The organism is Pseudomonas sp. S35 (genome assembly GCF_009866765.1).
Classification (GTDB): domain Bacteria; phylum Pseudomonadota; class Gammaproteobacteria; order Pseudomonadales; family Pseudomonadaceae; genus Aquipseudomonas.
Genome location: NZ_CP019431.1, coordinates 5,825,810 through 5,851,706, shown reverse-complemented (window position 1 = coordinate 5,851,706; position 25,897 = coordinate 5,825,810). Strand labels below are relative to the sequence as shown.

28 protein-coding genes are annotated in these 25,897 nt (G+C 60.8%); 13 read left to right on the top strand and 15 right to left on the bottom strand.

The window, feature by feature from the left end:
- From ribE to PspS35_RS26370, 7 genes are all read left to right on the top strand, one after another.
- Positions 1-477: a 6,7-dimethyl-8-ribityllumazine synthase gene (ribE, locus tag PspS35_RS26400; RefSeq protein WP_003176356.1), complete on the top strand. Its 477-nt coding sequence runs from the start codon at positions 1-3 to the stop codon at positions 475-477.
- Entirely contained in the window at positions 474-974 is a 501-nt protein-coding gene (gene nusB, locus PspS35_RS26395) for a transcription antitermination factor NusB (RefSeq protein WP_159937422.1), read from the top strand. Before ribE ends, nusB begins: the two co-directional genes overlap by 4 nt.
- Before the next feature lie 18 nt (positions 975-992).
- Positions 993-1,958: a thiamine-phosphate kinase gene (gene thiL / locus PspS35_RS26390; RefSeq protein ID WP_159937421.1), complete on the top strand. Its 966-nt coding sequence runs from the start codon at positions 993-995 to the stop codon at positions 1,956-1,958.
- Positions 1,959-2,024: 66 nt separating this feature from the next.
- Complete coding sequence (locus tag PspS35_RS26385) at positions 2,025-2,753, top strand: transporter substrate-binding domain-containing protein (RefSeq protein ID WP_159937420.1); 729 nt, start codon at positions 2,025-2,027, stop codon at positions 2,751-2,753.
- A 128-nt stretch (positions 2,754-2,881) separates the two neighbouring features.
- A complete protein-coding gene (ribA, locus tag PspS35_RS26380; RefSeq protein ID WP_016978544.1) occupies positions 2,882-3,499 on the top strand; it encodes a GTP cyclohydrolase II in 618 nt (205 codons plus the stop codon).
- Entirely contained in the window at positions 3,496-3,912 is a 417-nt protein-coding gene (locus PspS35_RS26375; RefSeq protein ID WP_159937419.1) for an MFS transporter, read from the top strand. The genes ribA and PspS35_RS26375 overlap by 4 nt, the downstream gene beginning before the upstream one ends.
- Positions 3,909-4,694 carry a cobalamin-binding protein gene (locus PspS35_RS26370; protein ID WP_159937418.1) on the top strand — a complete coding sequence of 262 codons (786 nt, stop codon included), beginning with the start codon at positions 3,909-3,911 and terminating at the stop codon, positions 4,692-4,694. Before PspS35_RS26375 ends, PspS35_RS26370 begins: the two co-directional genes overlap by 4 nt.
- A gap of 59 nt (positions 4,695-4,753) precedes the next feature.
- On the opposite strand, the gene dxs is transcribed toward PspS35_RS26370, so the two are convergent.
- From dxs to ycaC, 6 genes are all read right to left on the bottom strand, one after another.
- On the bottom strand, positions 4,754-6,652 hold the full coding sequence (gene dxs / locus PspS35_RS26365; protein WP_159937417.1) for a 1-deoxy-D-xylulose-5-phosphate synthase: 1,899 nt from the start codon (positions 6,650-6,652) through the stop codon (positions 4,754-4,756).
- Positions 6,653-6,763: 111 nt separating this feature from the next.
- Complete coding sequence (gene ispA, locus PspS35_RS26360) at positions 6,764-7,651, bottom strand: (2E,6E)-farnesyl diphosphate synthase (protein WP_159937416.1); 888 nt, start codon at positions 7,649-7,651, stop codon at positions 6,764-6,766.
- Positions 7,648-7,890 (bottom strand): exodeoxyribonuclease VII small subunit, encoded by a 243-nt coding sequence (locus tag PspS35_RS26355; RefSeq protein ID WP_003176346.1) that lies wholly within the window; start codon positions 7,888-7,890, stop codon positions 7,648-7,650. Before PspS35_RS26355 ends, ispA begins: the two co-directional genes overlap by 4 nt.
- Before the next feature lie 74 nt (positions 7,891-7,964).
- Entirely contained in the window at positions 7,965-8,399 is a 435-nt protein-coding gene (locus PspS35_RS26350; protein WP_159937415.1) for a MerR family transcriptional regulator, read from the bottom strand.
- Entirely contained in the window at positions 8,338-8,982 is a 645-nt protein-coding gene (locus PspS35_RS26345) for an NAD(P)H-dependent oxidoreductase (RefSeq protein ID WP_159937414.1), read from the bottom strand. The genes PspS35_RS26350 and PspS35_RS26345 overlap by 62 nt, the downstream gene beginning before the upstream one ends.
- 143 nt (positions 8,983-9,125) lie before the next feature.
- Positions 9,126-9,758 (bottom strand): isochorismate family cysteine hydrolase YcaC, encoded by a 633-nt coding sequence (ycaC, locus tag PspS35_RS26340; RefSeq protein ID WP_159937413.1) that lies wholly within the window; start codon positions 9,756-9,758, stop codon positions 9,126-9,128.
- A 449-nt stretch (positions 9,759-10,207) separates the two neighbouring features.
- Here ycaC and PspS35_RS26335 point away from each other — a divergent pair, with 449 nt between their 5' ends.
- Together PspS35_RS26335 and PspS35_RS26330 are read left to right on the top strand one after the other, a co-directional pair.
- Positions 10,208-10,444: a hypothetical protein gene (locus PspS35_RS26335; protein WP_159937412.1), complete on the top strand. Its 237-nt coding sequence runs from the start codon at positions 10,208-10,210 to the stop codon at positions 10,442-10,444.
- 139 nt (positions 10,445-10,583) lie between these two features.
- On the top strand, positions 10,584-11,687 hold the full coding sequence (locus tag PspS35_RS26330) for a nuclease (protein WP_159938120.1): 1,104 nt from the start codon (positions 10,584-10,586) through the stop codon (positions 11,685-11,687).
- A 242-nt stretch (positions 11,688-11,929) separates the two neighbouring features.
- Here the strand turns inward: PspS35_RS26330 and PspS35_RS26325 are convergent, their stop codons facing one another.
- From PspS35_RS26325 to PspS35_RS26285, 9 genes are all read right to left on the bottom strand, one after another.
- Positions 11,930-12,706 carry a S24 family peptidase gene (locus PspS35_RS26325; protein ID WP_159937411.1) on the bottom strand — a complete coding sequence of 259 codons (777 nt, stop codon included), beginning with the start codon at positions 12,704-12,706 and terminating at the stop codon, positions 11,930-11,932.
- Positions 12,707-12,920: 214 nt separating this feature from the next.
- Positions 12,921-13,448 carry an inorganic diphosphatase gene (gene ppa, locus PspS35_RS26320; protein WP_049711351.1) on the bottom strand — a complete coding sequence of 176 codons (528 nt, stop codon included), beginning with the start codon at positions 13,446-13,448 and terminating at the stop codon, positions 12,921-12,923.
- 108 nt (positions 13,449-13,556) lie between these two features.
- On the bottom strand, positions 13,557-14,372 hold the full coding sequence (locus PspS35_RS26315) for a M90 family metallopeptidase (RefSeq protein ID WP_159937410.1): 816 nt from the start codon (positions 14,370-14,372) through the stop codon (positions 13,557-13,559).
- A 6-nt stretch (positions 14,373-14,378) separates the two neighbouring features.
- Entirely contained in the window at positions 14,379-15,035 is a 657-nt protein-coding gene (locus tag PspS35_RS26310; RefSeq protein WP_159937409.1) for a DedA family protein, read from the bottom strand.
- Positions 15,036-15,367: 332 nt separating this feature from the next.
- The gene (locus PspS35_RS26305; protein ID WP_017528964.1) at positions 15,368-15,826 is read right to left on the bottom strand and encodes a GNAT family N-acetyltransferase; all 459 of its coding nucleotides are present in this window, start codon (positions 15,824-15,826) and stop codon (positions 15,368-15,370) included.
- A 92-nt stretch (positions 15,827-15,918) separates the two neighbouring features.
- Entirely contained in the window at positions 15,919-16,752 is an 834-nt protein-coding gene (eutC, locus tag PspS35_RS26300) for an ethanolamine ammonia-lyase subunit EutC (RefSeq protein ID WP_159937408.1), read from the bottom strand.
- On the bottom strand, positions 16,749-18,143 hold the full coding sequence (locus tag PspS35_RS26295; RefSeq protein WP_159937407.1) for an ethanolamine ammonia-lyase subunit EutB: 1,395 nt from the start codon (positions 18,141-18,143) through the stop codon (positions 16,749-16,751). Before PspS35_RS26295 ends, eutC begins: the two co-directional genes overlap by 4 nt.
- Positions 18,144-18,195: 52 nt before the next feature.
- Entirely contained in the window at positions 18,196-19,629 is a 1,434-nt protein-coding gene (gene eat / locus PspS35_RS26290) for an ethanolamine permease (RefSeq protein ID WP_159937406.1), read from the bottom strand.
- A 208-nt stretch (positions 19,630-19,837) separates the two neighbouring features.
- Complete coding sequence (locus tag PspS35_RS26285) at positions 19,838-21,358, bottom strand: aldehyde dehydrogenase family protein (protein WP_159937405.1); 1,521 nt, start codon at positions 21,356-21,358, stop codon at positions 19,838-19,840.
- Positions 21,359-21,630: 272 nt separating this feature from the next.
- Between PspS35_RS26285 and PspS35_RS26280 the strand changes: the two genes are divergently transcribed.
- The 4 genes from PspS35_RS26280 (at position 21,631) to PspS35_RS26265 (ending at position 25,865) form a co-directional block, all read left to right on the top strand.
- Positions 21,631-23,526 (top strand): sigma-54-dependent Fis family transcriptional regulator, encoded by a 1,896-nt coding sequence (locus PspS35_RS26280; protein ID WP_159937404.1) that lies wholly within the window; start codon positions 21,631-21,633, stop codon positions 23,524-23,526.
- A gap of 86 nt (positions 23,527-23,612) precedes the next feature.
- Positions 23,613-24,962: a UDP-N-acetylmuramate:L-alanyl-gamma-D-glutamyl-meso-diaminopimelate ligase gene (gene mpl / locus PspS35_RS26275; protein ID WP_159937403.1), complete on the top strand. Its 1,350-nt coding sequence runs from the start codon at positions 23,613-23,615 to the stop codon at positions 24,960-24,962.
- Entirely contained in the window at positions 24,959-25,588 is a 630-nt protein-coding gene (gene ubiX, locus PspS35_RS26270; protein ID WP_159937402.1) for a flavin prenyltransferase UbiX, read from the top strand. Before mpl ends, ubiX begins: the two co-directional genes overlap by 4 nt.
- On the top strand, positions 25,581-25,865 hold the full coding sequence (locus PspS35_RS26265; protein WP_159937401.1) for a YceK/YidQ family lipoprotein: 285 nt from the start codon (positions 25,581-25,583) through the stop codon (positions 25,863-25,865). Before ubiX ends, PspS35_RS26265 begins: the two co-directional genes overlap by 8 nt.
- Positions 25,866-25,897: the final 32 nt, after the last annotated feature.

The window sequence follows — 25,897 nt, the reverse complement described above, 5'->3', positions numbered from 1 at the left end:
ATGACCCTGAAGACCATCGAAGGTACCTTCATCGCCCCCAAAGGCCGCTATGCCCTGGTGGTTGGCCGCTTCAACAGCTTCGTGGTTGAAAGCCTGGTAAGCGGTGCCGTGGATGCCCTGGTTCGCCACGGTGTGAGCGAGAGCGACATCACGATCATCCGCGCCCCTGGCGCCTTCGAAATTCCACTGGTTGCGCAAAAAGTTGCTCAACAGGGTGAATACGCGGCGATCATCGCCCTGGGCGCTGTGATTCGTGGCGGCACCCCGCACTTCGAATACGTGGCTGGCGAATGCACCAAGGGCCTGGCCCAAGTGTCCATGGAGTTCGGCGTGCCAGTCGCTTTCGGCGTACTGACTGTTGATTCCATCGAGCAAGCCATCGAGCGTTCCGGCACCAAGGCCGGCAACAAAGGCGCTGAAGCTGCTCTGTCCGCCCTGGAAATGGTTAGCCTGCTGTCGCAGTTGGAGGCCAAGTGATTTCCGACGAGAGCGATCGTTTCAACCCGCGCGACGAGCGTCCAGCCGACGCTGGCAAGCCATCGAAAAGCGAAAAGCGCCGTGCTGCCCGCCAGCTCGCGACCCAGGCGCTTTACCAGCGCCACATGGCCGGCACTTCGCTGAACGAGATCGAAGCGCAGTTTCGCGTCGATAACGACTTCACCTTCGCCGACCAAAGCTACTTCCACGACATCCTGCATGGCGTCCCGGCCAACCTGACCGAGATCGATGCGGCGCTGTCGCCGTGCCTGGACCTGACCCTTGAAGAGCTGGACCCGGTTGAACTGGCCGTACTGCGCCTGTCCACCTGGGAACTGCTCAAGCGCGTCGACGTGCCATACCGCGTGGTGATCAACGAAGGTATCGAACTGGCGAAAGTCTACGGTTCGACCGACGGTCACAAGTTCGTCAACGGCGTGCTCGACAAGCTGGCCCCACGCCTGCGCGAAGCCGAAGTGAAGGCGTTCAAGCGCTAACCTGCGCTTGAGTCCTGAATGGGCGAGTTCGAGCTGATCCGCAAGTTCTTCGCCGCCGCGCCCTGTGCGCAGGGCGGCGAAGGCATTGCCTTGGGGATCGGCGACGACTGCGCCTTGCTGGCGCTCCCTGCTGGGGAGCAACTGGCAATCTCCACCGATACCCTAGTGGCCGGCGTGCACTTTGCCGACCCGTGTGATCCGTTCCTGCTCGGCCAGCGTTCGCTGGCCGTGGCGGTGAGCGATCTGGCCGCCATGGGCGCCAACCCCCTCGCGTTTACCCTTGCCCTGACTACGCCGACGGTCGATGCCGACTGGCTGCAACGCTATGCCCAGGGTTTGAATGCTATGGCGCAAAGCTGCGGCGTAGGGCTGGTGGGCGGCGATACCACGCGCGGGCCCCTGAGCCTGACCCTCACGGTGTTTGGCCGTGTACCGGCCGGGCAGGCGTTGACGCGCAGTGGTGCGCAGCCGGGTGATCTGCTGTGTGTGGGCGGCGACTTGGGCAACGCCGCTGGCGCCTTGCCGCTGGTGTTGGGCCAGCGCAGCGCCGATGCAGCCATTGCCGATCCGTTGCTGGCGCATTACTGGTCGCCGCAACCGCAGTTGGCCCTGGGCCTGGCCCTTCGGGGCAAGGCGACGGCGGCGATGGATATCTCCGACGGTCTGCTGGCCGATTGCGGGCATATTGCCAAGGCATCGGCCGTCAGCTTGTTGATCGAGCGTCACAGGTTGCCGTTGTCCGACGCCTTGCTGGCGTTTGTCGGTGACGACGAGGCGCGGGTGGCCGCATTGAGCGGCGGCGACGACTACGTGCTGGCGTTCACCCTGCCGCCCGTCGAGCTGGCGCCCTTATTGGCCGCGGGTTGGCCGGTGCACGTCATCGGCCGCGTCCAGGCGGGGCAGGGCGTCACGCTGTTTGGTGCGACTGGGCAGGACATCACACCGGCCATCCGGGGTTACCAACACTTTCGCGACACGCCCTGAACCGGTGTGCTGCGCTACCCTCTATAACGTCATTGTCGACGCAAGGTTTTGCAGGAGGTCGTACTCATGGATGTGCGCCGCTGGCTGCTGATACTGCTGTGCATGATTCCGGCATGGGCGCAGGCGCAGGACGGGCCTGTGGTCCCCGGCAAGATCATGCTCGCCAGTGAGGCCTGGGACGACTACACCAATGCCGACGGCAGCGGGCTGGCCTGGGATGTGTTGCGTCAAGTATTCGAGCCGGCCGGGGTGACCCTGCAAACCCGTATCGAACCCTATACCCGCTCGGTGGGCCTGGCCCAACGCGGCGAAGTGGACGGCTGGGTCGGTTCTTACCGTGACGAGGTCCAGGGTGTGTTGTACCCGCGCTGGAACTTCGATTCTGATCCTATCTACGCCCTTGGGCTGGCGACCTCGCCGACACCGAGTGTTGCGAAGCTGGGCGAGTACCGGCTGGCCTGGGTGCGCGGCTACCGATACGAGGCGTACTTGCCCAACGTGCGTCGGTTCAACCAGATTCAACGCCGCGATGGGATTTTGCCGATGCTCCAGCACGGCCGTGCCGACTTCTACATCGACGCGCTCACCGAAGCGCAATATGTGCTCAGTCAGGCGCAAGACCGTTCCACGTTCCGCCTCACCCACCTCATCGACCTGCCGCTCTACGTCGGCTTTGCTGATACCGAGCGTGGCCGTGCGTTGCGCACCGTGTTCGACCAGCGCATGGCCGTGCTGGTTAAAAATGGCGAGCTGAAACCGATTTTCCTGCGCTGGAAACTGCCGTATCCGTTCTGACTGCATAGAACCGAGATGAAGGCCAATCGAACCGATTGATCTTTATCAGCGATCATTCAGCTTAAGCGTCTGTAGGAACCTGCTGTTACAATGCGCGTCTCTGTGAAATCTGAAATCAGGAGCACACGGTGCCCGTCGTTTTCGTCGCCGCTTCCAAGCTGCCTACCCCTTTTGCCACGTTCACCATGAACGGCTTCCTCGAAGAAGCCACCGGGCGCGAGCACGTTGTGCTCAGCCTGGGCGATATCGCCGATGGCGCGCCGGTGCTGGGGCGTGTGCATTCCGAATGCCTGACTGGCGATGCATTGTTCAGCCAGCGCTGCGACTGCGGCTCACAACTGGAAGCAGCGATGCGCGCTATCGCCCGTGAAGGCCGTGGCGTGTTGCTGTATCTGCGTCAGGAAGGCCGTGGCATCGGCCTGATGAACAAGATTCGCGCTTACGAGCTGCAAGACGGCGGGGCCGACACGGTCGAGGCCAACGAACGCTTGGGCTTCGCTGCCGACCAGCGCGACTACGCGATTTGCCTGCCGATGCTGGAGCACTTGGGCGTGAAATCCCTGCGCCTGATGACCAACAACCCGCGCAAGGTCAAGGCCTTGACCGAGATGGGCATCACCGTGGCCGAGCGCGTGCCCCTGCACACCGGGCACAACCCGCACAACAAACTCTACCTGGCGACCAAGGCCAGCAAGCTCGACCACATGATGGGCAACGAGCACCAGGGCGAGGTCGACCGCGCGTGACCCGTGGTCAGGTCAAACGGCGACTGTCCTTTAACTGGTGGCAGTACTTGGCCCTGGCGCTGCTTCCATTGTTCGTGCTCAACCTGGTGTTTGGCCAGGTAGCCCTGCTGCCCGTGCTGGCCATGCCGTTGTTCATCGCTGGTGTGGCCTCGATGTTCCTCAGCCTGCGTTACTTCCACGGTTATAAACACGCGCTGATTGCCACCTCAAAAGCCCTCGACACCACCGAAGAGCCGGCTGCCTGGATCACCTTGGCGGCGCGTCGACGTACGGCGTTGCTGGTGGCGGCGATCCCTGCGTGGGTCGGCGCGCTGGCGGTGTTCGTCGGCCTGGAAGCGGTGCCGTTGTTCCTGCTGGCGCTGTCGACGATGGTGCTGTTCTATCTCTATCGCATTCCCCGCCAACTGGGATGAGGCGTCGTTGGCTGGCGCTGTTGCTGGTCTTCAGTGCCCAGGCATTCGCGGCCGAACGCGTCGTCAGCCTGGCGCCATCCCTCTCTGAAATCGTCGCTGAACTAGGCGCTGCGCACTTGCTGGTGGGCGTGCTCGATGGCGGCGACCGCCCGGCGGCGCTAGCGAAAGTGCCCTCTGTGGGGCATTACGGCCAGTTGGACATGGAGCGCCTGCTCAGCCTCAATCCCGACCTGATCCTGCTGTGGCCCGGCAGTGTCGGCCCGGCCCAGCGCGAACAGCTGCGACGCCTGAATATCCCGGTGTACGTCGCCGAACCCCATAGCCTTGAACAGCTTGCCACCCAAGTCCAAGCCATCGCCGAGCAATTGGGACGCGCCGAGGCCGGTCGGCAGTTGGCTGCACGACTGCGCCAGCGCCTGGCCGGGCTGCGCCAGCGTTATCAACAGGCCGAGCCAGTGCGGGTGTTTTATCAGGTGTGGAACCAGCCGCTGTATACCGTCGGCGGCGGGCAGATCATCAGCGACGCGTTGGGTGTCTGCGGCGCGCGCAACGTGTTTGACGACCTGAAGCTACCCGCGCCACAGGTGAATATCGAGTCGGTGTTGCAGCGTAATCCGCAGATGATCCTGGTGGGGGATCAGGCTCAACTGGAGGCCTGGAAGGCCTGGCCATTGATGGCTGCGCGGGTACGCCTGGTGCCGGACAAAGGCCTGGAACGGCCTAGCGGGCAAATGCTGGAAGCGGTAGCGCGGCTGTGTCAGGTGATTGCTCCGAGCCGCTGAGACCGCTATCGGGGGAAAATGTGGGAGGGCGCACGCCCTTCCACATTTTGATGCGATTTCTACCGGCAGAGCAGCGCCATGCGCTCGCGCACCGATGCCTCTATCCCTGCTTCGTCCAAGCCGCACTCGGCCAGCATTTGCGCCGGCTTGGCGTGTTCGACGTACGCATCCGGCAAGCCCAGGTGCAGCACCGACTTGAGGATGTTCTCTCGCGCCAGGAACTCACTGACCGCCGCACCGGCGCCGCCCATGATGGCGTTCTCTTCAACGGTCACCAGCAACTCATGGCTACCGGCGATTTCACGCACCAGGGCTTCATCCAGCGGTTTGACGAAACGCATGTCGACCACGGTGGCATCGATCTTCTCGGCGACTTTCAGCGCTTCGGCCAATTGCACGCCGAACACCAGGAACGCAACCTTGCTGCCCTGGCGACGCACGATGCCTTTGCCGATCTCGATCGGCTCCAGGTCTTTTTCGATCACGGCATTCGGGCCATTGCCGCGTGGGTAACGCACGGCGGCCGGGCCGTTGTACAGGTGGCCGGTGCTGAGCATTTTACGCAGTTCGTTTTCGTCGCTCGGCGTCATCACCAGCATGCCCGGGATGCAGCGCAGGTACGACAGGTCAAAGCTGCCGGCGTGGGTCGGGCCGTCTTCGCCCACAAGGCCTGCGCGGTCGATGGCGAACAGCACGTCGAGGTTCTGTACCGCCACATCGTGGATAAGCTGGTCATAGCCGCGTTGCAGGAACGTGGAGTAGATCGCCACCACCGGCTTGGCGCCTTCGCAGGCCATGCCGGCCGCGAACGTCACCGCGTGTTGCTCGGCAATCGCCACGTCGAAGTAGCGCAGCGGGAAACGCTCGCTGAACGCCACCAGGTCCGAGCCTTCCTTCATCGCCGGGGTAATGCCCACCAGGCGTGGATCGGCGGCAGCCATGTCGCACAGCCATTCGCCAAACACACCGGAATACTTCGGCCCGCTGGCCTTTTTCGGTGCGGCGGCGGGGGCGTCCACCGGTTCCAGCTTGGTGATCGCGTGGTAGCCAATCGGGTCGACTTCCGCCGGGGCGAAGCCTTTGCCTTTCTTGGTGACGATATGCAGGAACTGCGGGCCCTTGAGGTCACGCATGTTGCGCAGCGTGGCGATCAGCGTCGGCAGGTCGTGGCCGTCGATCGGGCCGATGTAGTTCCAGCCCAGCTCTTCGAACAGGGTGCCGGGGACCAGCATGCCCTTGGCATATTCTTCGGTACGTCGGGCAATTTCCCACGCGCCGGGCAGGCGCGAGAGCACCTTCTTGCTGCCTTCGCGCATGCTGGCGTAGGTACGGCTGGAGAGAATCTTTGCCAGATAATTCGACAGACCGCCGACATTGCGCGAGATCGACATGTCGTTGTCGTTGAGGATCACCAACATGTTGGCGTCCACTTCCGGCGCATGGTTCAGCGCTTCAAAGGCCATGCCGGCGGTCAAGGCGCCGTCACCGATCACCGCAATCGCCTTGCGCTCGCTGTTTTGCAGACGGGCGGCTATCGCCATGCCCAGCGCTGCGCTGATGGAGGTGCTGGAGTGGCCGACGCCAAAGGTGTCGTACTCGCTCTCGGCGCGGCGCGGGAAGGCAGCAACGCCGTCCTTCTGACGCAGGGTGCTCATGCGCTCGCGGCGGCCCGTGAGGATCTTATGCGGATACGCCTGATGGCCCACGTCCCACACCAGCCGGTCGTCCGGGGTGTCGAACACGTAATGCAAGGCGATGGTCAGCTCGATGACGCCCAGGCCGGCACCGAAATGCCCACCGGTCTGGCCGACCGTGTAGAGCAATTCCAGGCGCAACTCATCGGCCAGGGTTTCCAGCTCGGCTTCACCCAGACGACGCAGGCCGTCCGGCGTGGCAGCACGGTCGAGCAGGGGCGTGGACGGGCGCTTGCGGGGAATCTCTTGAAACGTCGTGGGCATCAGGCGAATCGTTATAGGTATAAGAAGAGGCGGCAGTTTACCTCAAGCATCGCAAACTGCCCACGCAGAGCGCCGAACTTGGCCGATATGCGGCTGCAATGGCCGCCGTTTTCAGTGGCGGCGTTCGACGATATACCGCGCTAGGTCACGCAGTGGCTTGGCTGCCGCGTCGAAAGGTCGCAGGGCGTCCAGGGCTTGATCGCGCAGTTCCAAGGCGTATGCCTTGGCTGCATCGAGCCCAAGCAGTGCAGGATAAGTCGGTTTGTCCCGTGCGATATCGGCACCTTGGCGCTTGCCCAGGGTGGCCGTGTCACTTTCTACGTCGAGAATGTCGTCCTGCACCTGGAACGCCAGGCCGATGGCCCGGGAGTAGGTCTGCAAGGCCGCCAACTGCGCAGCTTCGGCACGGCCACTGGCCAGGGCACCGAGGTGCACGGCGGCTTCGATCAGCGCGCCGGTCTTGTGGCGGTGCATATGTTCGAGAGCTTGTTGATCCAGCTTGATGCTGACCGAGCCCATGTCGATTGCCTGCCCGCCGACCATGCCGGCGGGGCCCGCAGCGTGGGCCAGGGCGGTGACCATGCGCAGGCGGATCTCGGCGTTGACGCTGCTGAGCGCCGGGTCCAGCAGGGCGCTGAATGCCAGGCTTTGCAGGCCATCACCGGCCAGGATCGCGTAGGCTTCATCAAAGGCTTTATGGGTAGTGGGCTGGCCGCGACGCAGATCGTCGTCATCCATCGCCGGCAAATCGTCATGGACCAGGGAGTAGGCGTGAATCAACTCGACCGCACAGGCTGCGCCGTTGGCCTCTTCGGCGGGTGCGCCCAAGGCCTCACACGCTGCATACGCCAGCAACGGGCGCACACGCTTGCCGCCATTCATCACGCTGTAGCGCATGGCGTCGTAAAGACGGTTCATTTGCGGGCTGGGCGCAACAAACAAGGGCTCCAGCGCCGCATTCACCCGGGCTTGGCTACTGGCCTGATACGCGTCGATCATTCGGGCTGTTCCGCATCGAAAGGTTCTTCGGCCAACTCCCCGTCACGCTCCAGCAATACCTGCACCTTCTGCTCCGCCTGCGCGAGTGCGCTCTGGCAGTCGCGAGTCAGGCCTATGCCTTGCTCAAACGCCGTCAACGAGTCTTCCAGCGACAACTCGCCGTTCTCCAGACGCTCGACCAGGGTTTGCAGGTCGGCGAGGGATTGTTCGAAATCGAGTGCAACTTTTTTGCGGGCCATGGCGGCTATTCCGGTAGACGGTAAACCGGCGGGACACTAGCAGACATGGGGACTCTGGGCAAATGAGGGGGGGCTCACTCGCCCGCTGTATTGAGGTGATTGTGCGTCCTGATCGGCTCATCGTCCGTGCGGATGAGCATCGTTTTGGTTTGAGCGCATCGCCCTTGGGCGTGTGTGAGCTGGGCTTCGAACTCAAGCAGTCCCGCTTGCATGTTCTGTAGCGCAGTCATTTGTGCGGTGATTTGTTGCTTTTTGTTTGCAATGACCTGGCCTGCCTTTTCCCAAGGCAGCGCACCACCTTGGTGACCCTGCATAATTTCCTGCAATTCCTTGAGCTTGAAGCCCAACTGCTGCGCGCACTTGATAAACATCAGCAACTCAACGCTCTGCTCCGAATAAACCCGATACTGGCCCTGACGTTGCGGTGCCGGCAGCAGCCCAATCGCTTCATAGTGACGAATCGCCTTGATGGTCGTGCCCGACTGTTGCGCGGCTTTGCCGATGTACATTAAAGCGCCCTTTTTCAACTAATCCGCCGGCTTGCTTAAGCCACTTGCTGCGCTGCGCTGGCGTAGACCCCAACACTGGCCCAAACAGCAACGTCTTGATCGACTTGATGCCACAGAATGCCAGTGTGGTCTTACGCATCTGATGCACGCCAGGCATGCGATATAACCAGCGGTAATACCATGGCGGCGTGTCCAGGGTCACTAACAAATGCGCCGTCCGGCCTGCGAGCAACTTGTCGGGGAATGCCTTGCCCGCACGGTATTTGAAGGCAAAACCGGGTAGAAAAATACGGTCGATGAAGCCCTTCATCAACGCCGGAATGCCGCCCCACCAGATCGGGAAAACGAATGTCAGGTGAGTCGCCCAGAGAATGTCGGACTGTGCGCTGAGCAGGTCGGGTTCCAGCGGTTGCGTTTGGGTATAGCCGTGGCGAAGGACGGGATCGAAACTCAGGGCACCCAAGTGCAAGAAGCGCACCTCATGGCCGGCGGTTGTCGCGGCGTGTAGGTAAGTGTCTGCGAGGGCTGAACAGAAACCGGTGCTGGAAGGATGGCCGAGGATAACCAGGATGCGTTGAATCATGACATGGATGCCTGAACATTGGGCTTTCAGGGTAGGGGCTGCTGTATAGGGGAGAGTCAAGGGTTGGCATCTGCGCAAACACACCTTGGACCCAACGACGAAAGCCTGCTTTCAAGGCAGGCTTGTCGCGAATCCAGATTGACTTACTTCTGATGAGCCGTCAGCGCCGCATACCCATTCATCAGGTTGCGATAGTTGGGAATGCGCTGGGACAACAGATTACCCAGGCCTTCGATATCGTTGCGCCAGTCGCGGTGCAGCTCACACGCCACCGAGAACCAGTTCATCAACTGCGCCCCGGCCTGCGTCATCCGGCTCCACGCCGCCTGCTGCACCGTGGTGTTGAACGTGCCCGACGCATCAGTCACCACAAACACCTCAAACCCTTCCGCCAGCGCCGACAAGGTCGGGAACGCTACGCACACATCCGTGACCACACCGGCAATGATGATCTGCTTACGGCCAGTGGCCTTGATCGCCTTGACGAAGTCTTCGTTGTCCCACGCATTGATCTGGCCAGGGCGTGCGATGTACGGCGCGTCCGGGAACATCTCTTTGAGCTCTGGCACCAGCGGGCCGTTGGGGCCTTGCTCGAAGCTGGTGGTGAGGATAGTCGGCAAGTTGAAGAACTTCGCCAGGTCAGCCAGGGCCAACACGTTGTTCTTGAACTCGTTGGGCGAGAAGTCCTGCACCAGCGAGATCAGCCCGGTCTGGTGGTCGACCAGCAGAACTACGGCGTCCTCTTTGTTCAAGCGGTTGTAGGTTGGAGTGCTCATGGTTGAATCCTTTTTTGTTTAGGTTGGTTGGGCGTTGCGTTCAACATGGGCATAGATTAATGGGTGGGACGGGAGGGATAAATCGGGTGGGATGAGTCTTACTGTCAACCTGAGAGGGACAGTGGTTTGAACGGCCAGCAGGTTCGATCCCTTTCATTTGCAGGACGTTTCCGAGAGAATCCCAGCGGCTTGCGCCAGCGAAATGGGGTGACTAGGCTTCGGCCCGTCACTGCATATTCAGTGATCGGGTTTAGTCGCCCGGATTCGATTGGCGCAAAAGCAACTCATGAGTCAGGCACCCCTTCGCCTGCATCTTATGGTGGCTGTGCGCAGGGCACCTCCGGGTGCGCCGGGTTACCAATCGACCGGTCGACTAACCTGCGTACAGCTGCCGCCTTTTGTTTAGTCGCGGGAAGTGGCAGCTCCAAATTATCGATTGGAGTATTGCTATGGATAACGTTGTTTCGGATTCGCGCTCATCGCCTGTAACCAACCCATTTACTGTCAATGAAGAGCTGAGCTTCGAGGATGCTTGGGTGCGAGTGGCTGAGTTGCTGCAGTGTGCAGTGGCGACGTCGCAAATGCTCGGTGAGCCCGTGGCTGCGCCGCAGAGGGCGGTGATGCATTTGGTGGACATGGCGAAGATGGTGGCGGATCGGGCGGTGGAGTGTATGCAGCCGAGGTGATGTGATATTTGCATTTGGTCAGCAAGGCGCTGACCAAATGCCGTACTGGCCTGGATATTTACGTATCGTGCCCTTGTCGACAGATTGGGTTGCGACGGTGTTAGAGTCGCGAAACTCCACCTCGCCAAGGATGTACCACTTGCCCATAAAAACGGATGTTTGGACCGTCGGTGTTGCGCCGAGCAAGCTCCCTTTGAGCCGATTGGTCAGTGAGCAGTTGCTTGAAGACATGATCCTCAACTCGCCAGGCATCCTCTCAGACGAGTGGATGCTGATAGGCAAGCAAGAGAAAACCAGCTCAGGTGGACGCATTGATCTGCTGGCTATAGCCCCCGATGGGAACCTCGTATTGGTTGAGCTCAAACGCGACCGCACCCCACGGGACGTTGTCGCCCAGACACTTGACTACGCTGCGTGGGTTCAAGGTTTACAGCCTAATGAGATCGGCGCGATTTACGAGCGATTCAGACCAGGAAATACCCTCTACGCTGACTTTTTAGCTCGTTTTGGACGTGTCCTAGACGATGACGAGCTAAATCAAAGCCATCAACTGGTCATTGTCGCTACGGAGTTAGACGCAAGCAGCGAGCGGATTGTTGAATACCTCAGTAAACGAGATATACCGATCAACGTGCTGTGTTTTCAGATTTTCCAAATGGGTGAACAGCAACTGTTGAGTCGGTCCTGGCTACTCGATCCCGTTCAGACACAAGTGAATGCGGTGTCGGCGAGCGAGGGGCATAACGAGCCTTGGAACGGTGAGTTCTATTGCTCGTTCGGAGATTCGACATCTCGCTCATGGGAGGACGCCAGGGAGTTTGGCTTTATCTCAGGCGGCGGCGGGGCTTGGTATAGCAGAACGTTGCAGCTGCTTTCGCCGGGTGATCGTGTGTGGGTGAACATTCCGCAGCAGGGTTATGTCGGCGTTGGAAGGGTGCGTGGAAAATCGACTCCTGCGAACGAATTCACAGTGACTGTGAACGGTGAGGAGCGCCCGGTGCTTGAGGTTGCCAAGCGTGCAAATTATCACGCTGAGTTTTTGGACGATCCGGAGCGGTGTGATTACTTTGTGTCGGTTGAGTGGTTGGATACCGTTGCAGTGAGCCAGGCTGTGCGGGAGACAGGGATGTTTGGGAATCAGAATACAATTTGTAGGCCTAGGACACAGAAGTGGCGGTCGACGATTGAGCGGTTGAAGGAGAGGTTTGCTGATTTTGATAAGGTGGTTGCGAGTATGTTGTAGTGGTATCTGCTTGGCTGGAAATACGGTAGAGCACACATTAAAAAGCCGGCTTGTGGCCGGCTTCTCGGGGACTGCTTCAGCTTGTTTTTGACAAGCCTCATCAGCCTTCAAATCGCTCAGCCCACATTGCGTCGGGCTGAATAGTAGGGGCATCCGCGGGAACTCCTCCGCATCGCCGAGCAGGGTGAATAGCTTTGAGCCACCCCCTGCCAAATGTGCGGCGCATGATACCCGTATTCACTTCAAATGCCCACCTCCGGGTCCGATTTAGAGCCTTCCCAGCCTAATAACTGCTCATCCTGGGGGACTGGAGGACGGCGGTTGTTGAGGGTGGACCACCAGAATACCCAGCCTATGATTTTGAAGTTCTGTTCAAACCGTTCTTCATGGTTCAGGTATTCATCCGGGTGTTCGCCGGCATTGTGGCTGCGCATGCGCAGGCCGCCGCCAGGGCGGTTGTAGAGGTATTTGATGCGCAGCATGCCGTCGTGTTCGACGGCGTAAATCTCGCCGTCGATGATTTGGGTGCGGCCTTTGTCGATGGCGAGGGTGGAGCCTTGCTGGATGATGTCGATCATGCTGTTGTCGACCATGTAGGCGCCTACCGCGCGGTCGGGGTTGACGTTGAGGGTTTCGAGCGTGTGCAGGGAGAGGCGGATGCGCAGGGTTGAGGTGAAGGTGGGGTGGAGGGGGATCTCCACGTCGATCTTTTCCGGCGGGCAGGCTGGGCCTGGGAGGTATTTGCCGCTTCCTTCGCGGGTGGTGGGCAATCCTTTGCGTGTTTCCGGGCCTTCGAGCAGGAAGTTGGCCGGAGGGTGTTTGGGGCCTTCGCCGGTGCGCAGCCAACGGCTGGAGACGCAAAGCAGTTCTGCGATCTCGTTGAGTCGGCCCATGGGTACACCGCGCTTGAACCAGTTGTTCACGTGTTGAGGCGTGACACCACGATTCTTGGCGAAGTCGGAGGCGGAAAGATGAACTTCCCGTAATAGCGCTTTTAAACGATCACCTGATGTATTCATAAACGCAGAGTTTACTGGCCAAGAAAACTAATCAAATAAACCATGCGTTGAATTGCGCGTGTAGGTTTTTGCTTAGTTGTGGCTCGATCTTTCGGTAATAGTGCTTGGTTAAACTCTGCGTATTAGATGTTGAACTTGTTGTTTAATTTTTCCCACAAAAAAAGCCCCGAATGATCGGAGCTTTTTTGATTGCCAGAGCAATGAGGACTCAGTGTCAGCCTTTGTAGGCGGCAACCGACTTCATGATCTCGGCGCGGGCTGCTTCTGCATCGCCCCAGCCGTCGATCTTCACCCATTTGCCTTTTTCGAGGTCTTTGTAGTTCTCGAAGAAGTGCTTGATCTGTTCCAGCAGCAGTGGCGGCAGGTCGGTGTATTCCTTCACGTCCACGTACAGCTGCGACAGCTTGTCGTGAGGTACCGCGATAACCTTGGCATCGCCGCCGCCGTCGTCGGTCATGTTCAGGATGCCGACTGGACGAGCGCGGATGACCGAACCTGGGGTAACCGGGTAAGGGGTCACGACCAGCACGTCGAGGGGGTCACCGTCGTCAGCCAGGGTGTTCGGGATAAAACCGTAGTTGGCCGGGTAGAACATCGGGGTGGCCATGAAACGGTCAACGAACAGGCAGTCGCTGTCTTTGTCGATTTCGTATTTGATCGGCGCGTGGTTGGCCGGAATCTCGATGGCGACGTAGATGTCGTTCGGCAGGTCTTTGCCAGCCGGAATCTTGCTGTAGCTCATTGGGCGTTGCCCCCGTAGTTGGCCATATGACATGGCCGGATTGGCCTAAAAGTGGCGGCGATTATAGGCATATTCTGACGGCGATGCCATGCGCCAGACGTCGTACGGTCATTCGCCTTGTGGCTGATAACGCGGGTCGTGGGCTTGCAGGTGGGTCAGGCGGGCCAAGGGGTCCTGGCGGTAAAAGCGGCTGAGTTGGGCGTACACCTGTGGATATGTGCTGACCAGCAAATCCGGGGCGCTGAAAAAATATTCGCTGGTGACGGCGAAGAATTCCGCGGGGTTTTCGGCGGCGTACGGGTCTATCTCCGTCTCGGCGTCGGGGTTGGCGTCCAGTTGGCGATTGAGGTCGTCGTAGGCGCCCTGCATCACGCTGGCCCATTCCTGCACGCGCATGTCGGCGTGCAGCGGTGGCAGGCCGTTGGCGTCGCCGTTGAGCATGTCGAGTTTGTGCGCCAGTTCGTGGATCACCAGGTTGTAGCCTTCCCACTGGCCGCTGGCGAGCACGCCGGGCCAGGCAAGAATCACCGGGCCTTGTTGCCAGGCTTCGCCGCTGTGTTCGCCGTCCCATTCATGTTCGATGCCACTGCTGTCGCGATGGCGCTGGGGGCTCAGGAAGTCGTCGGGGTACAGCACGATTTCGTGGAAGCCTTGGTACCAGTCGAGGTCGCCCAGATGCATCAGCGGCAATTGCGCCTGAGCGGCAAGCAGCAGGCGTTGTTCCTGGTGCAGTTCGACGCCGGGCAGGGCGGTGAGGTGTTTTTCGGCGAGGAACACCACGCAGGCTTCGCGCAGCCACTGGTCCTGCTCGGCGCTGATGCCGTCGAGGAAGGTCAGGTGATGGCGCACCCGCTGCCAGGTGTCATCGGCAATCGGGTGCTTGGCCAGCAGGCGCCGGCGACGCCAGGCGCTGAGGGACCACATCGGCGGTTACTGCGGCTTGGCTTCGGAGGAGGTGCGGCCAAAACGGCTGCGGAACACGCCGATGATCATCGGCACCAAGGACAGCAGGATGATGAACACCACCAGCAGCGACAGGTTTTTCTTGATAAACGGTACGTTGCCGAAGAAGTAGCCCAGGGTCACCAGGCCGCCGACCCAGAGGATCGTGCCCAGCACACTGAAACCGAAGAACCGTGGGTACGGCATTCTCGCGATACCGGCGACGAACGGCGCAAAGGTGCGCAGGATCGGCAGGAAGCGCGCCAGGGTGACGGTTTTGCCACCGTGCTTGTCGTAGAAATCGTGGGTTTTTTGCAGGTAGTCGCGGCGGAAGATTTTCGAGTTGGGGTTGTTGAACAACCGTTCGCCTACCGTTCGCCCGATCACGTAGTTGGTGCTGTCGCCGAGGATGGCTGCCAGCATCAACAGGCCGCCCAGCAATACCGGGTCCATGCCGCCGCCTGCGGCTACGGCTCCGGCAATAAACAGCAACGAATCACCCGGCAGGAACGGCATGACCACCAGGCCGGTTTCGCAAAAGATGACCAGGAACAGAATGGCGTAGATCCACGGACCGTAATTGGTTACCAGCAGGTCGAGATAGACGTCGAGATGCAGGATAAGGTCGAGCGGGTTGAAATCCATGGATGGCACCTGTGTGAATGGCCCGGCTCAGCAGGCTTGTGCGGAAGCTCGGGTTAATAAGGCTACAAGTGTATGCCGCATTTCTTACAACCCTGAAAGGTCCGCATTATACGGATTGAGAGGTGAAAAGCCTGTTGGTTTTGTAGCGGGGGATGTCGTGGTGCAAGGTCTACAGAGCGCTGGAGATTCAATGTGGTCGGGGCGGTGCGACGATTCGACTTGCCCCCGATGATGGCGTGTCAGTTATAAATAGTCTGGCTGATACGCCGCTATCGGGGGCAGTCGAATCGTCGCACCGCCCCTCTCACAGTGAATGTGCAGGGTTTGGTTGGTTAGTCTTCGCTGATCGGCAAGGTGTAGTTCTTGAATTCGGTGTCTTCACGAAACCCGATCGACTCGTACGTTTTTTGCGCCACTTCATTGTCACTGCTGGTGGACACCCGCAAGCGCACCGCATGGGTCTCCTTGGCCATTTTTTTCGCCGTACGCATCAGGTTGTCTGCCACCAGTTGCCGGCGCGCATCTTCGGCCACGTAGATGTCATTGAGTATCCACACCCGCTTGAGCGACAGCGAAGAAAAGCTTGGGTACAGCTGGCAGAACCCAAGCAGTTTCTTGTCATCGTCATCGGCCAGGGCCAGGTAGATCACCGACTCCTTGCGGCGCAGGCGCTTTTCCAGGAAGGCCCGCGACGAATCCGGAAAGGGCAATGCCCCGTAAAACTCGCGGTATTTGACGAACAGTGGGGTCAACAGGTCCAGGTGTTCCAGGGTCGCTTGAGTAATCCGCATGCCAGGCCTCAACTTCCAAATGGGGTATGACCACACGCGCGGCCGTGACTTGATGCTGCCTAAAGACGCCAAAAAGCGCAATCGTGCCGGGATCAGTCCTCGGGTGGGCTGAGCAGGAAATTACCTCTCATCAGGTCAGGCTCGTCGGATTCGATGGTCTGAACCTGCGCTTCGTCCTTGAGGTTTACACCTGACAGCTGCCGGCGGCACGCCTCCTTCATCAAGTACAGCAAACGATGCGCCGCCATGCCATAACTCAAGCCTTCCAGGCGCACATTCGAGATGCAGTTGCGGTAGGCGTCGGTTAGGCCGACCTTGGGGTTGTAGGTGAAATACAGCCCCAGGCTGTCCGGCGAACTGAGGCCAGGCCGCTCGCCGATCAGGATCACCACCATTTTGGCGCCGAGCAACTGGCCGATCTCATCGGCTACAGCCACACGGCCTTGCTCCACCAGGATCACCGGTGACAAGGACCAGCCTTCGGCGTGGGTCTGTTCCTCCATGCGTGTAAGAAACGGCAGCGTATGTTTATGCACCGCCAGCGCCGAAAGACCATCGGCCACCACCACCGCCAGGTCCACGCCGCCGGGGTTGGCGTCGGCATGGTCGCGCAGCGCCTGGGCCGATTCATCACTCAAGCGCCTCCCCAAGTCCGGACGTTGCAGGTAGCTATGCCGGTCCACGGCGGCGCTATGCAACAACAGGCTGTCGCGCCCGCGCTCTGCCAATTGGCTGCTGAGCCCGGCATGGTCGAAGGGCAGGTGCACTGCGTCCCGTGCCTGGGCGTGGGCGAACTGGAAATCAAGCTGGGCGCTGGTGGGAATGCTGGTGCCGGTACGGCCCAGGGCAATACGCGCTGGGGTCAGGCGGCGCAGCTCCAGCCACGGGTTGTCTGGCAGGTCTGGTTGCACGGTCGGCTCCTTCATCCCAATTGCGCCAAGGCGTGGCGAAACGCCGGTGGCAGGCTTTTGCCGAAGTGCACCTTGCCGTCGGCTTGCGTAAAGATGCCCATTTTCGCCAGCCACTGTTCAAACTCCGGCGCCGGTTTTAAACCCAGTGTCTGGCGGGCGTACAGCGCGTCGTGGAACGAGGTGGTTTGGTAGTTGAGCATGATGTCGTCGGAGCCGGGGATGCCCATGATGAAGTTGATTCCGGCCACGCCGAGCAGGGTGAGCAGGGTGTCCATGTCGTCCTGGTCGGCTTCGGCGTGGTTGGTGTAGCAGATGTCGCACCCCATCGGCACGCCCAGCAACTTGCCACAGAAGTGGTCCTCGAGGCCGGCGCGGATGATCTGCTTGCCGTTGTACAAGTACTCGGGGCCGATAAAGCCGACCACGGTGTTCACCAAAAACGGCTTGAAGTGCCGGGCGACTGCATAAGCGCGGGTTTCGCAGGTTTGCTGGTCGACGCCAAAGTGCGCGTTGGCCGACAGGGCACTGCCTTGACCGGTTTCGAAATACATCAGGTTTTGGCCCAGGGTGCCGCGATTGAGGCTCAAGCCCGCGTCGTAGCCTTCCTGCAAGACGTTCAGGTTGATGCCGAAACTGGCATTGGCTGCTTCGGTGCCGGCAATCGACTGGAACACCAGGTCCAGCGGTACGCCCCGGTTGATCGCCTCGATGGAGGTGGTGACGTGGGTCAGTACGCAGGCCTGGGTTGGAATCTCGTAGCGCTGGATGATCGCGTCGAGCATCTCCAGCATGGCGCAGATCGAGGCGATGCTGTCGGTGGCCGGGTTGATGCCGATCATGGCGTCGCCGTTGCCGTAGAGCAGGCCGTCGAGAATGCTCGCGGCGATGCCTGCCGGTTCATCCGTCGGGTGGTTGGGTTGCAGGCGGGTCGACAGGCGACCACGCAGGCCCATCGTGCCGCGAAACTGGGTGACTACGCGGATCTTCTGCGCCACCAGCACCAGGTCCTGCACGCGCATGATCTTGGACACGGCAGCGGCCATTTCCGGTGTCAGCCCCGGCGCCAGGGCGCGTAGGGAATGTTCGTCGGCCGCGTCACTGAGCAGCCAGTCGCGCAGCCCGCCGACGGTCAAGTGGCTGACGGCGGCAAACGCCTGCTTGTCGTGGGTGTCGATGATCAGCCGAGTGACCTCATCGCTTTCATACGGAATCAGCGCTTCTTCAAGGAAATGCTTGAGCGGGATATTCGCCAGCGCCATTTGCGCCGCCACCCGTTCGCCGTCGTTCTGCGCGGCCACGCCAGCGAGGAAGTCCCCAGAGCGTGCGGGGCTGGCCTTGGCCATCACGTCCTTGAGGCTGTCGAAGCGGTAGGTCTGTGCACCGACCGCGTGGGAAAAGCTTGCCATACAGTGTCTCCTTGACGACGCGGGCTGCTGCCCGCGTCGAGGTTTACGGCAGTTAGTGCAAGGCGGCCTCTGCGGCCTGGATCGCCGCGAATTCCTCTTCGGGCGTGCCTGCTACCAAGTGATGCCGGCTGTAGAAAGCAAAGTAAGCAATTAATACTCCATAGATGATCGCGGCGCCAATCACCACCCGTGGATCCACCAGAAAGCCCGCCACCACGGCCACGCAAGCCAGTACCAGTGCAACACCGGAAGTGAAAATGCCACCCGGCGTGCGGTAAGGACGTTCCATTTTGGGGCGACGGATGCGCAGGGTGATGTGCGCGGCCATCATCAGCACGTAGGAAATCGTCGCGCCAAACACGGCTACCAGGATCAACAGATCACCCTGGCCGGTCAGCGAAAGGCCAAAACCGATGATGCCCGGGATCACCAAGGCCAGTACCGGCGCCTTGCTTTTGTTGGTTTCAGACAGCTTGCGCGGCAAGTAGCCGGCACGCGACAGCGCAAAGATCTGCCGCGAATAGGCATAGATAATCGAGAAAAAGCTCGCGATCAGGCCCGCCAGGCCCACCAGGTTGACGAAGCTGCCCATCCAGGTCGAGCCGCCGTAGGACAATGCCAGCGCTTCAACCAGCGGGTTACCGGATTTGATCAGCGCATACGTGCCCGCGCCGCCCGGTGCAATCACCAGGATCAGCAGGGCAAAACTGGTCAGCACCACAATGGCGCCGATCAGGCCGCGAGGCAGGTCGCGCTTGGGGTTCTTGGTTTCTTCGGCGGCCAGCGGCACACCTTCGACCGCCAGGAAAAACCAGATCGCATAGGGGATTGCGGCCCACACGCCGACGTAGCCGAATGGCAGGAAGGTGCTGGCGCCCTTGGCTTCGGTCACTGGAATGTCCAGCAGGTTGGCGACGTTGAAGTGCGGCACCATTGCCACCAGGAACACGCCCAAGGCAATTGCGGCGACGGCGGTGATCACGAACATCAGCTTCAGGGCTTCGCCGACCCCAAAAATGTGGATGCCGATAAAGATGATGTAGAACGCCAGGTAGATCATCCAGCCGCCAATGCCGAACAACGACTCGCAATAGGCGCCGATAAACACGGCGATGGCGGCGGGGGCGATGGCGTATTCGATCAGGATCGCAGTGCCGGTCAGGAAGCCGCCCCAGGGGCCGAAGGCGCTGCGGGCGAAGCCGTAGCCACCGCCGGCGGTAGGAATCATGGAAGACAACTCGGCCAGGGAAAAACACATGCACAGGTACATGGTGGCCATCAGCAATGTGGCGAGGAACATCCCGCCCCAGCCACCCTGGGCCAGGCCGAAGTTCCAGCCGGCGTAGTCGCCGGAGATCACGTAGGCAACGCCAAGGCCAACTAACAGCACCCAGCCGGCGGCACCTTTTTTCAGTTCGCGTTGTTGGAAGTAGTCGGTGCCGACTTTTTCAAAGTCGACGGAAGATCCAGTGGGTTCGCTAGGCATGGGGAAGTACCGTCCATTGTTATTGTTCTAGCTCGACCTCGTTGTGTCGAACGTGAGTTGCGAGTACTTGCGAAGATCAAAATGTGGGAGCTGGCTTGCCTGCGATGACGGTATGTCAGTCAATATGTTTGCTGGCTGAACCACCGCGATCGCAGGCAAGCCCGCTCCCACACTTGATTGCATTTCAAATGTGGGAGCGGGGAGTCAGTTAGAAAAAGCCCAGCGGATTAATGTCGTAGCTCACCAGCAGGTTCTTGGTCTGCTGGTAATGATCCAACATCATCTTGTGGGTCTCGCGGCCTACACCGGACTTCTTGTAACCGCCGAACGCGGCATGCGCCGGGTACAGGTGGTAGCAGTTGGTCCACACACGGCCCGCCTTGATCGCCCGGCCCATGCGGTAGGCGCGGTTGATGTCGCGGGTCCATACGCCGGCGCCAAGGCCGAACTCGGTATCGTTGGCAATCGCCAGGGCTTCGGCTTCGTCCTTGAAGGTGGTGATGCTCACCACCGGGCCGAAGATTTCTTCCTGGAACACGCGCATGTCGTTGGTGCCCTTGAGCAGGGTCGGCTGGATGTAATAACCGCCGGCCATGTCGCCGGTGAGTTGCTCGACCTTGCCACCGGTGAGCAGCTGCGCGCCTTCGCCCTTGGCGATTTCCAGGTAGGACAGGATCTTGTCGAACTGCTGCTCGGATGCCTGGGCGCCGACCATGGTGTCGGTGTCCAGCGGATCGCCGCGCTTGATCTGCTCGATCTTCTTCATCACCACTTTCATGAAGTCGTCGTAGATCGACTCTTCCACCAGCGCACGGGATGGGCAGGTGCACACCTCGCCCTGGTTGAAGAACGCCAGCACCAGGCCTTCGGCGGCCTTTTCGATAAACGACGGTTCGGCTTTCATGATGTCGGCGAAGAAGATGTTCGGCGACTTGCCGCCCAGCTCGACGGTGGACGGAATGATGTTCTCGGCCGCCGCATGCATGATGTGCGCGCCCACCGGGGTCGAGCCGGTAAAGGCGATCTTGGCGATGCGCTTGCTGGTGGCCAGGGCTTCGCCAGCTTCTTTGCCGAAACCTTGCACCACGTTGAGAACGCCTGGCGGCAGCAGGTCGCCGATCACTTCCATCAGAACCGTAATGCCCAGCGGCGTTTGCTCGGCGGGCTTGAGCACTACGCAGTTACCGGCGGCCAGGGCTGGCGCGAGTTTCCACGCAGCCATCAGGATCGGGAAGTTCCACGGGATAATCTGGCCGACCACGCCAAGGGGTTCATGGAAGTGGTAGGACGCGGTGTGTTCGTTGATCTCGGCGCTGGTGCCTTCCTGGGCGCGGATGCAGCCGGCGAAGTAGCGGAAGTGGTCGGCGGCCAGCGGGATGTCGGCGTTGAGGGTTTCACGCACGGCCTTGCCGTTGTCCCAGGTTTCGGTGATGGCCAGCAGTTCGAGGTTCTGTTCGATGCGGTCGGCGATTTTCAGCAGCACCAGCGAGCGGTCCTGGGCCGAGGTCTTGCCCCAGGCGTCAGCGGCGGCGTGGGCGGCGTCGAGCGCCTTGTCGATGTCTTTGGCAGTGGAGCGCGGGAATTCGGCGATAGGCTTGCCGTTGACCGGCGAGGTGTTGGTGAAATAGTTGCCGTCGACCGGCGCAACGAATTCGCCACCAATAAAGTTGCCGTACTTGGCCTTGAACGAAACGATCGCGCCTTCAGTACCGGGGTGTGCGTAACGCATGGTGGGTATCTCCTGGCTTTTATGTTTATTGGAGTGCAGCGCTCAAGCGCTTGATAAGCGTAGAGCAAAGGTTGGGCCACCGCTTTGCAGGCCAAGTAAATCAAGGGGTTGGGCATTGTTGTGACGCGTTGCTGTGACAAGGTTGGTACAGCCGGTGTGACAGTTTGTGCCATAAACAGTACAGCCCGTGACCGGTGGGTCGGCCTGGGATTGCATTGGCAGGATGCCTGGGGGATGCTGGGCGTTCTCACGCAGGGAGAATAATAAGAACCATGCACAACGATCATTTCAGTCGCCATGCCCAGCAAGTCCTCACGGTGGCGCGTGGCCGCGACCCGTCCAGCGATCCGTCCATCGCCCGTTCCTGGCTGCGGTGCCTGGAGGACTACCACCTCGACCCTGCGCAAACCATCGCTCCCACTGTGCTTGAGCACGGCCGCGTGCTGGAAAGCCGCGAGCGCTTGCAACAGGTGCTGCATATTGCCGGCAGCGAGATGAACAGCCTGCACCAGCAGCTTTCCGGCGCCGGCCACGCGGTGCTGCTGACCGATGCGCGCGGGGTGATCCTCAATTGCGTCACCGCGCCGTCCGAGCGCAAGATTTTCGAGCGCGCCGGGTTGTGGCTCGGTGCCGATTGGAGTGAAGCCTGCGAAGGCACCAACGGCATCGGAACCTGCCTGGTAGAGCGCCAGGCGCTGACCATTCATCGCGATGAGCACTTTCGCGGCCGTCACACCGGCCTGACGTGTTCGGCGAGCCCGGTGTTCGACCCGCAGGGTGATTTGCTGGCGGTGCTGGATGTGTCGTCGGCCCGGGAAGCGGTCTCGCGCCAGAGCCAGTTCCACACCATGGCGCTGGTCAACCTGTCGGCGAAGATGATCGAGAGTTGCTACTTCCTGCGCCACTTTGAACACCACTGGTTGCTGCGTTTTCATCTGCAGGCCGAGTCCGTGGGTCTGTTCAGCGAAGGGCTGCTGGCGTTCGATGGCGAAGGACGGATTTGCGCGGTTAACCAGAGCGCACTTAACCTGCTGGGGCAGGTTCGCGGCGGCCTGCTGGGGTTGCCGGTAGAGGCGTTTTTCGAGTGCTCGCTGGACCAACTGCTGGGGCGCGCCAGTGCCAATGCCACCGCCAGCTGGCCGCTGCGTACCCGGGACGGCCGGCACGTGTTTGCAGCCTTGCGCGGTCAACCGCGCAGCGTGCTGGCGCCCATCGCAAAACCTGAGCCTGCACGCCTGTCGGGCATCTGTTTGGCGGATCCAGCGCTGCAAACAGATTTTCGCAAGGCGCTGCGGGTGTTTGAACGTGATGTTCCGTTATTGATCAATGGCGAAACCGGCAGCGGCAAAGAGGCCTTTGCCAAGGCAGTGCACCAGGGCAGCCAGCGTGCCGACAAAGCCTTCGTTGCGCTCAACTGCGCCGCCATCCCGGAAAGCCTGATCGAAAGTGAACTCTTCGGCTATCGCGGCGGCAGCTTTACCGGTGCCCGCAAGGAGGGCATGCAGGGCAAGTTGCAGCAGGCCGATGGCGGCACGCTGTTTCTCGATGAAATCGGCGATATGCCACTGGCGTTGCAGACTCGTCTATTAAGAGTGTTGGAGGACCGCATGGTGGTGCCTCTGGGCGGCGAGCCCCAGGCGGTGAATGTCAGAATCATCAGTGCCACGCACCGCAATTTGCTGGAGCGCGTGCAGGACGGCAGTTTCCGCGAAGATCTGTACTACCGGCTCAATGGCCTGGAGGTTGGTTTGCCACCGTTGCGCGCGCGCAGCGATAAATCTCAATTGCTCGAGTTTTTGCTGGCTGAAGAGGCGGGTGGGCAGACCGTGCAGCTTGACCCGGCGGCGCGTTCGGCACTCTTGGCGTTTGCCTGGCCCGGTAATGTGCGACAACTGCGTACCGTGCTGCGTACGCTGGCGGCGCTGTGTGACAACGGGACGGTCGGCTTGGAAGATTTACCCGCGCAGATCCGCCAGGCTCGGCCACAACCGATCGCCGAGGCTCTGCCCGCGGAGTCTCCCCTCGAGGGCGCGGAGCGACTGGCCCTGCTGACGGCGCTGGAGCAACAACGCTGGCACATGACTCATACGGCGGAGCAGTTGGGGGTCAGTCGCAATACCTTGTATAGAAAGCTGCGCAGGCACGGCATCGCACGCCTTTCCCAGTAGACGTGATCGTGGATCGGTCCTACAGCTAAAGAGTGCGATTTTCCCCCCCCTGCGCTAACCTGCCTCGATGTTTTACGAGGTCGACTATGCACATTCATATTCTTGGTATTTGCGGCACCTTCATGGGTTCAATGGCGGTTCTGGCCAAAGAGCTGGGCCATCACGTGACAGGCTCCGATGCCAATGTTTACCCGCCCATGAGCACGCAGCTCGAAGCCCAAGGCATTGAGCTGACCCAGGGTTACGACCCGGCGCAATTCGATCCGGTCCCGGACCTGGTGGTAATCGGCAATGCCATGTCCCGTGGCAACCCGGCCGTCGAATATGTGCTCAACAAAGGTTTGCCTTATGTGTCCGGCCCGCAGTGGCTGGCCGACCATGTGTTGCAAGGTCGCTGGGTACTGGCCGTTGCTGGCACCCACGGCAAGACCACCACCAGCAGCATGCTGGCCTGGGTGCTGGAGCACGCGGGCATGAGCCCGGGCTTCCTGATCGGCGGCGTGCCGCAGAACTTTTCGGTCTCCGCGCGCCTGGGTGATACCCCGTTCTTCGTGATCGAGGCCGACGAATACGACAGCGCCTTCTTCGACAAGCGCTCCAAGTTCGTCCACTACCGCCCGCGCACCGCGATCCTGAATAACCTCGAATTCGATCATGCCGATATCTTTCCCGATCTACCGGCTATTGAGCGGCAATTCCACCATTTGGTGCGGACCATTCCGAGCGAAGGCCTGGTCATTCACCCCACCACCGAACCTGCTTTGCAGCGCGTGATCGAGATGGGCTGCTGGACCCCGGTGCAAACCACCGGTGTCGGTGGCCAGTGGCGGGTCAAGTTGCTTCGCGAAGACGGCTCCAAGTTTGAAGTGCTGTTCGAAGGCCAAGCCCAAGGCATCGTCGAGTGGGACATGACCGGCCAGCACAACGTTGCCAACGCCTTGGTCACCCTGGCCGCCGCTCGCCATGTGGGCGTGGTGCCGTCCATGGGCATCGCCGCCCTGAGCGCGTTCAAAAGCGTGAAGCGGCGTATGGAAAAGGTCGCCGACGTGAATGGGATTACCATCTACGACGACTTTGCCCACCACCCGACAGCCATCGCCACCACCCTCGACGGCCTGCGCAAACGCGTTGGTGATGCCCAGGTGATCGCGATTGTCGAGCCGCGCTCCAATTCGATGAAGCTGGGTGCGCACCGCGATGGCCTGCCGGAAAGCGTCAACGATGCCGATCAAGTTGTCTGGTACGCGCCTGTGAACCTCGGCTGGGACCTGCCGGCGGTTGCCGCCCTGTGCACGGTGCCATCCATTGTGTGTGACTCCCTCGACGCCATCATCGAGCACGTCAAGCATCAGGCCAAACCGGGTACCCATGTGGTGATCATGAGCAACGGCGGTTTCGGCGGCCTGCACGGCAAATTGGCCGAGGCGCTCAAATGAGTGGGCCGGAACGCGTCACCCTGGCGATGACCGGCGCATCGGGCGCGCCCTATGGCCTGCGGCTGTTGGACTGCCTGGTGCGTGAAGACCGCGAGGTGTACTTCCTGATCTCCAAGGCCGCGCAATTGGTGATGGCGACCGAGACCGACGTGGCGCTGCCGGCCAAGGTGCAGATGATGCAGGCGTTCCTCACCGAGTACACCGGTGCGGCGGCGGGGCAGATCAAGGTCTACGGCAAGGAGGACTGGATGTCGCCGGTGGCCTCGGGCTCCGGCGCGCCAGCCGCGATGGTGGTGGTGCCGTGCTCCACCGGCACCTTGTCGGCGATTGCCACCGGGGCCTGCAACAACCTGATCGAGCGTGCGGCGGACGTGACCTTGAAAGAGCGCCGCCAGTTGATCCTGGTGCCCCGCGAGGCGCCGTATTCGAGTATTCATCTGGAGCACATGCTCAAGTTGTCGAACATGGGCGTGACCATCTTGCCTGCGTCGCCAGGCTTTTATCACCAGCCGCAAACCATCGATGACCTGGTGGACTTTGTGGTGGCGCGCATCCTCAACCTGCTGAACATTCCCCAAGACATGTTGCCGCGCTGGGGCGAGCACCATTTGAGCAGTGATGAATAAGGCGCTGCTGGTGATGCTGGCGTTGCACCTGACGGGCTGCGCCACGGCCCGCACGCTGGACGCCGCGCAACCGGGCGCGCCGGTGGTGTATGCCGGCACGCGGTTGGATCTGTATGCAATCAATGGCGGCTGCTGTGCCAAGGACCGGTTTGGTGCCGAGGCGCCGAGCTATCCCGGCGTCGACCTGCCGGCGAGTGCGCTGCTCGACACCTTGCTGTTGCCGCTGTCGGTGTTGACGGTGCTCGGCGTGGGGTTTAACGCCACGGGCGGGCTCTAGCGCTGACCTGAAAGCAATACAAAACCAATGTG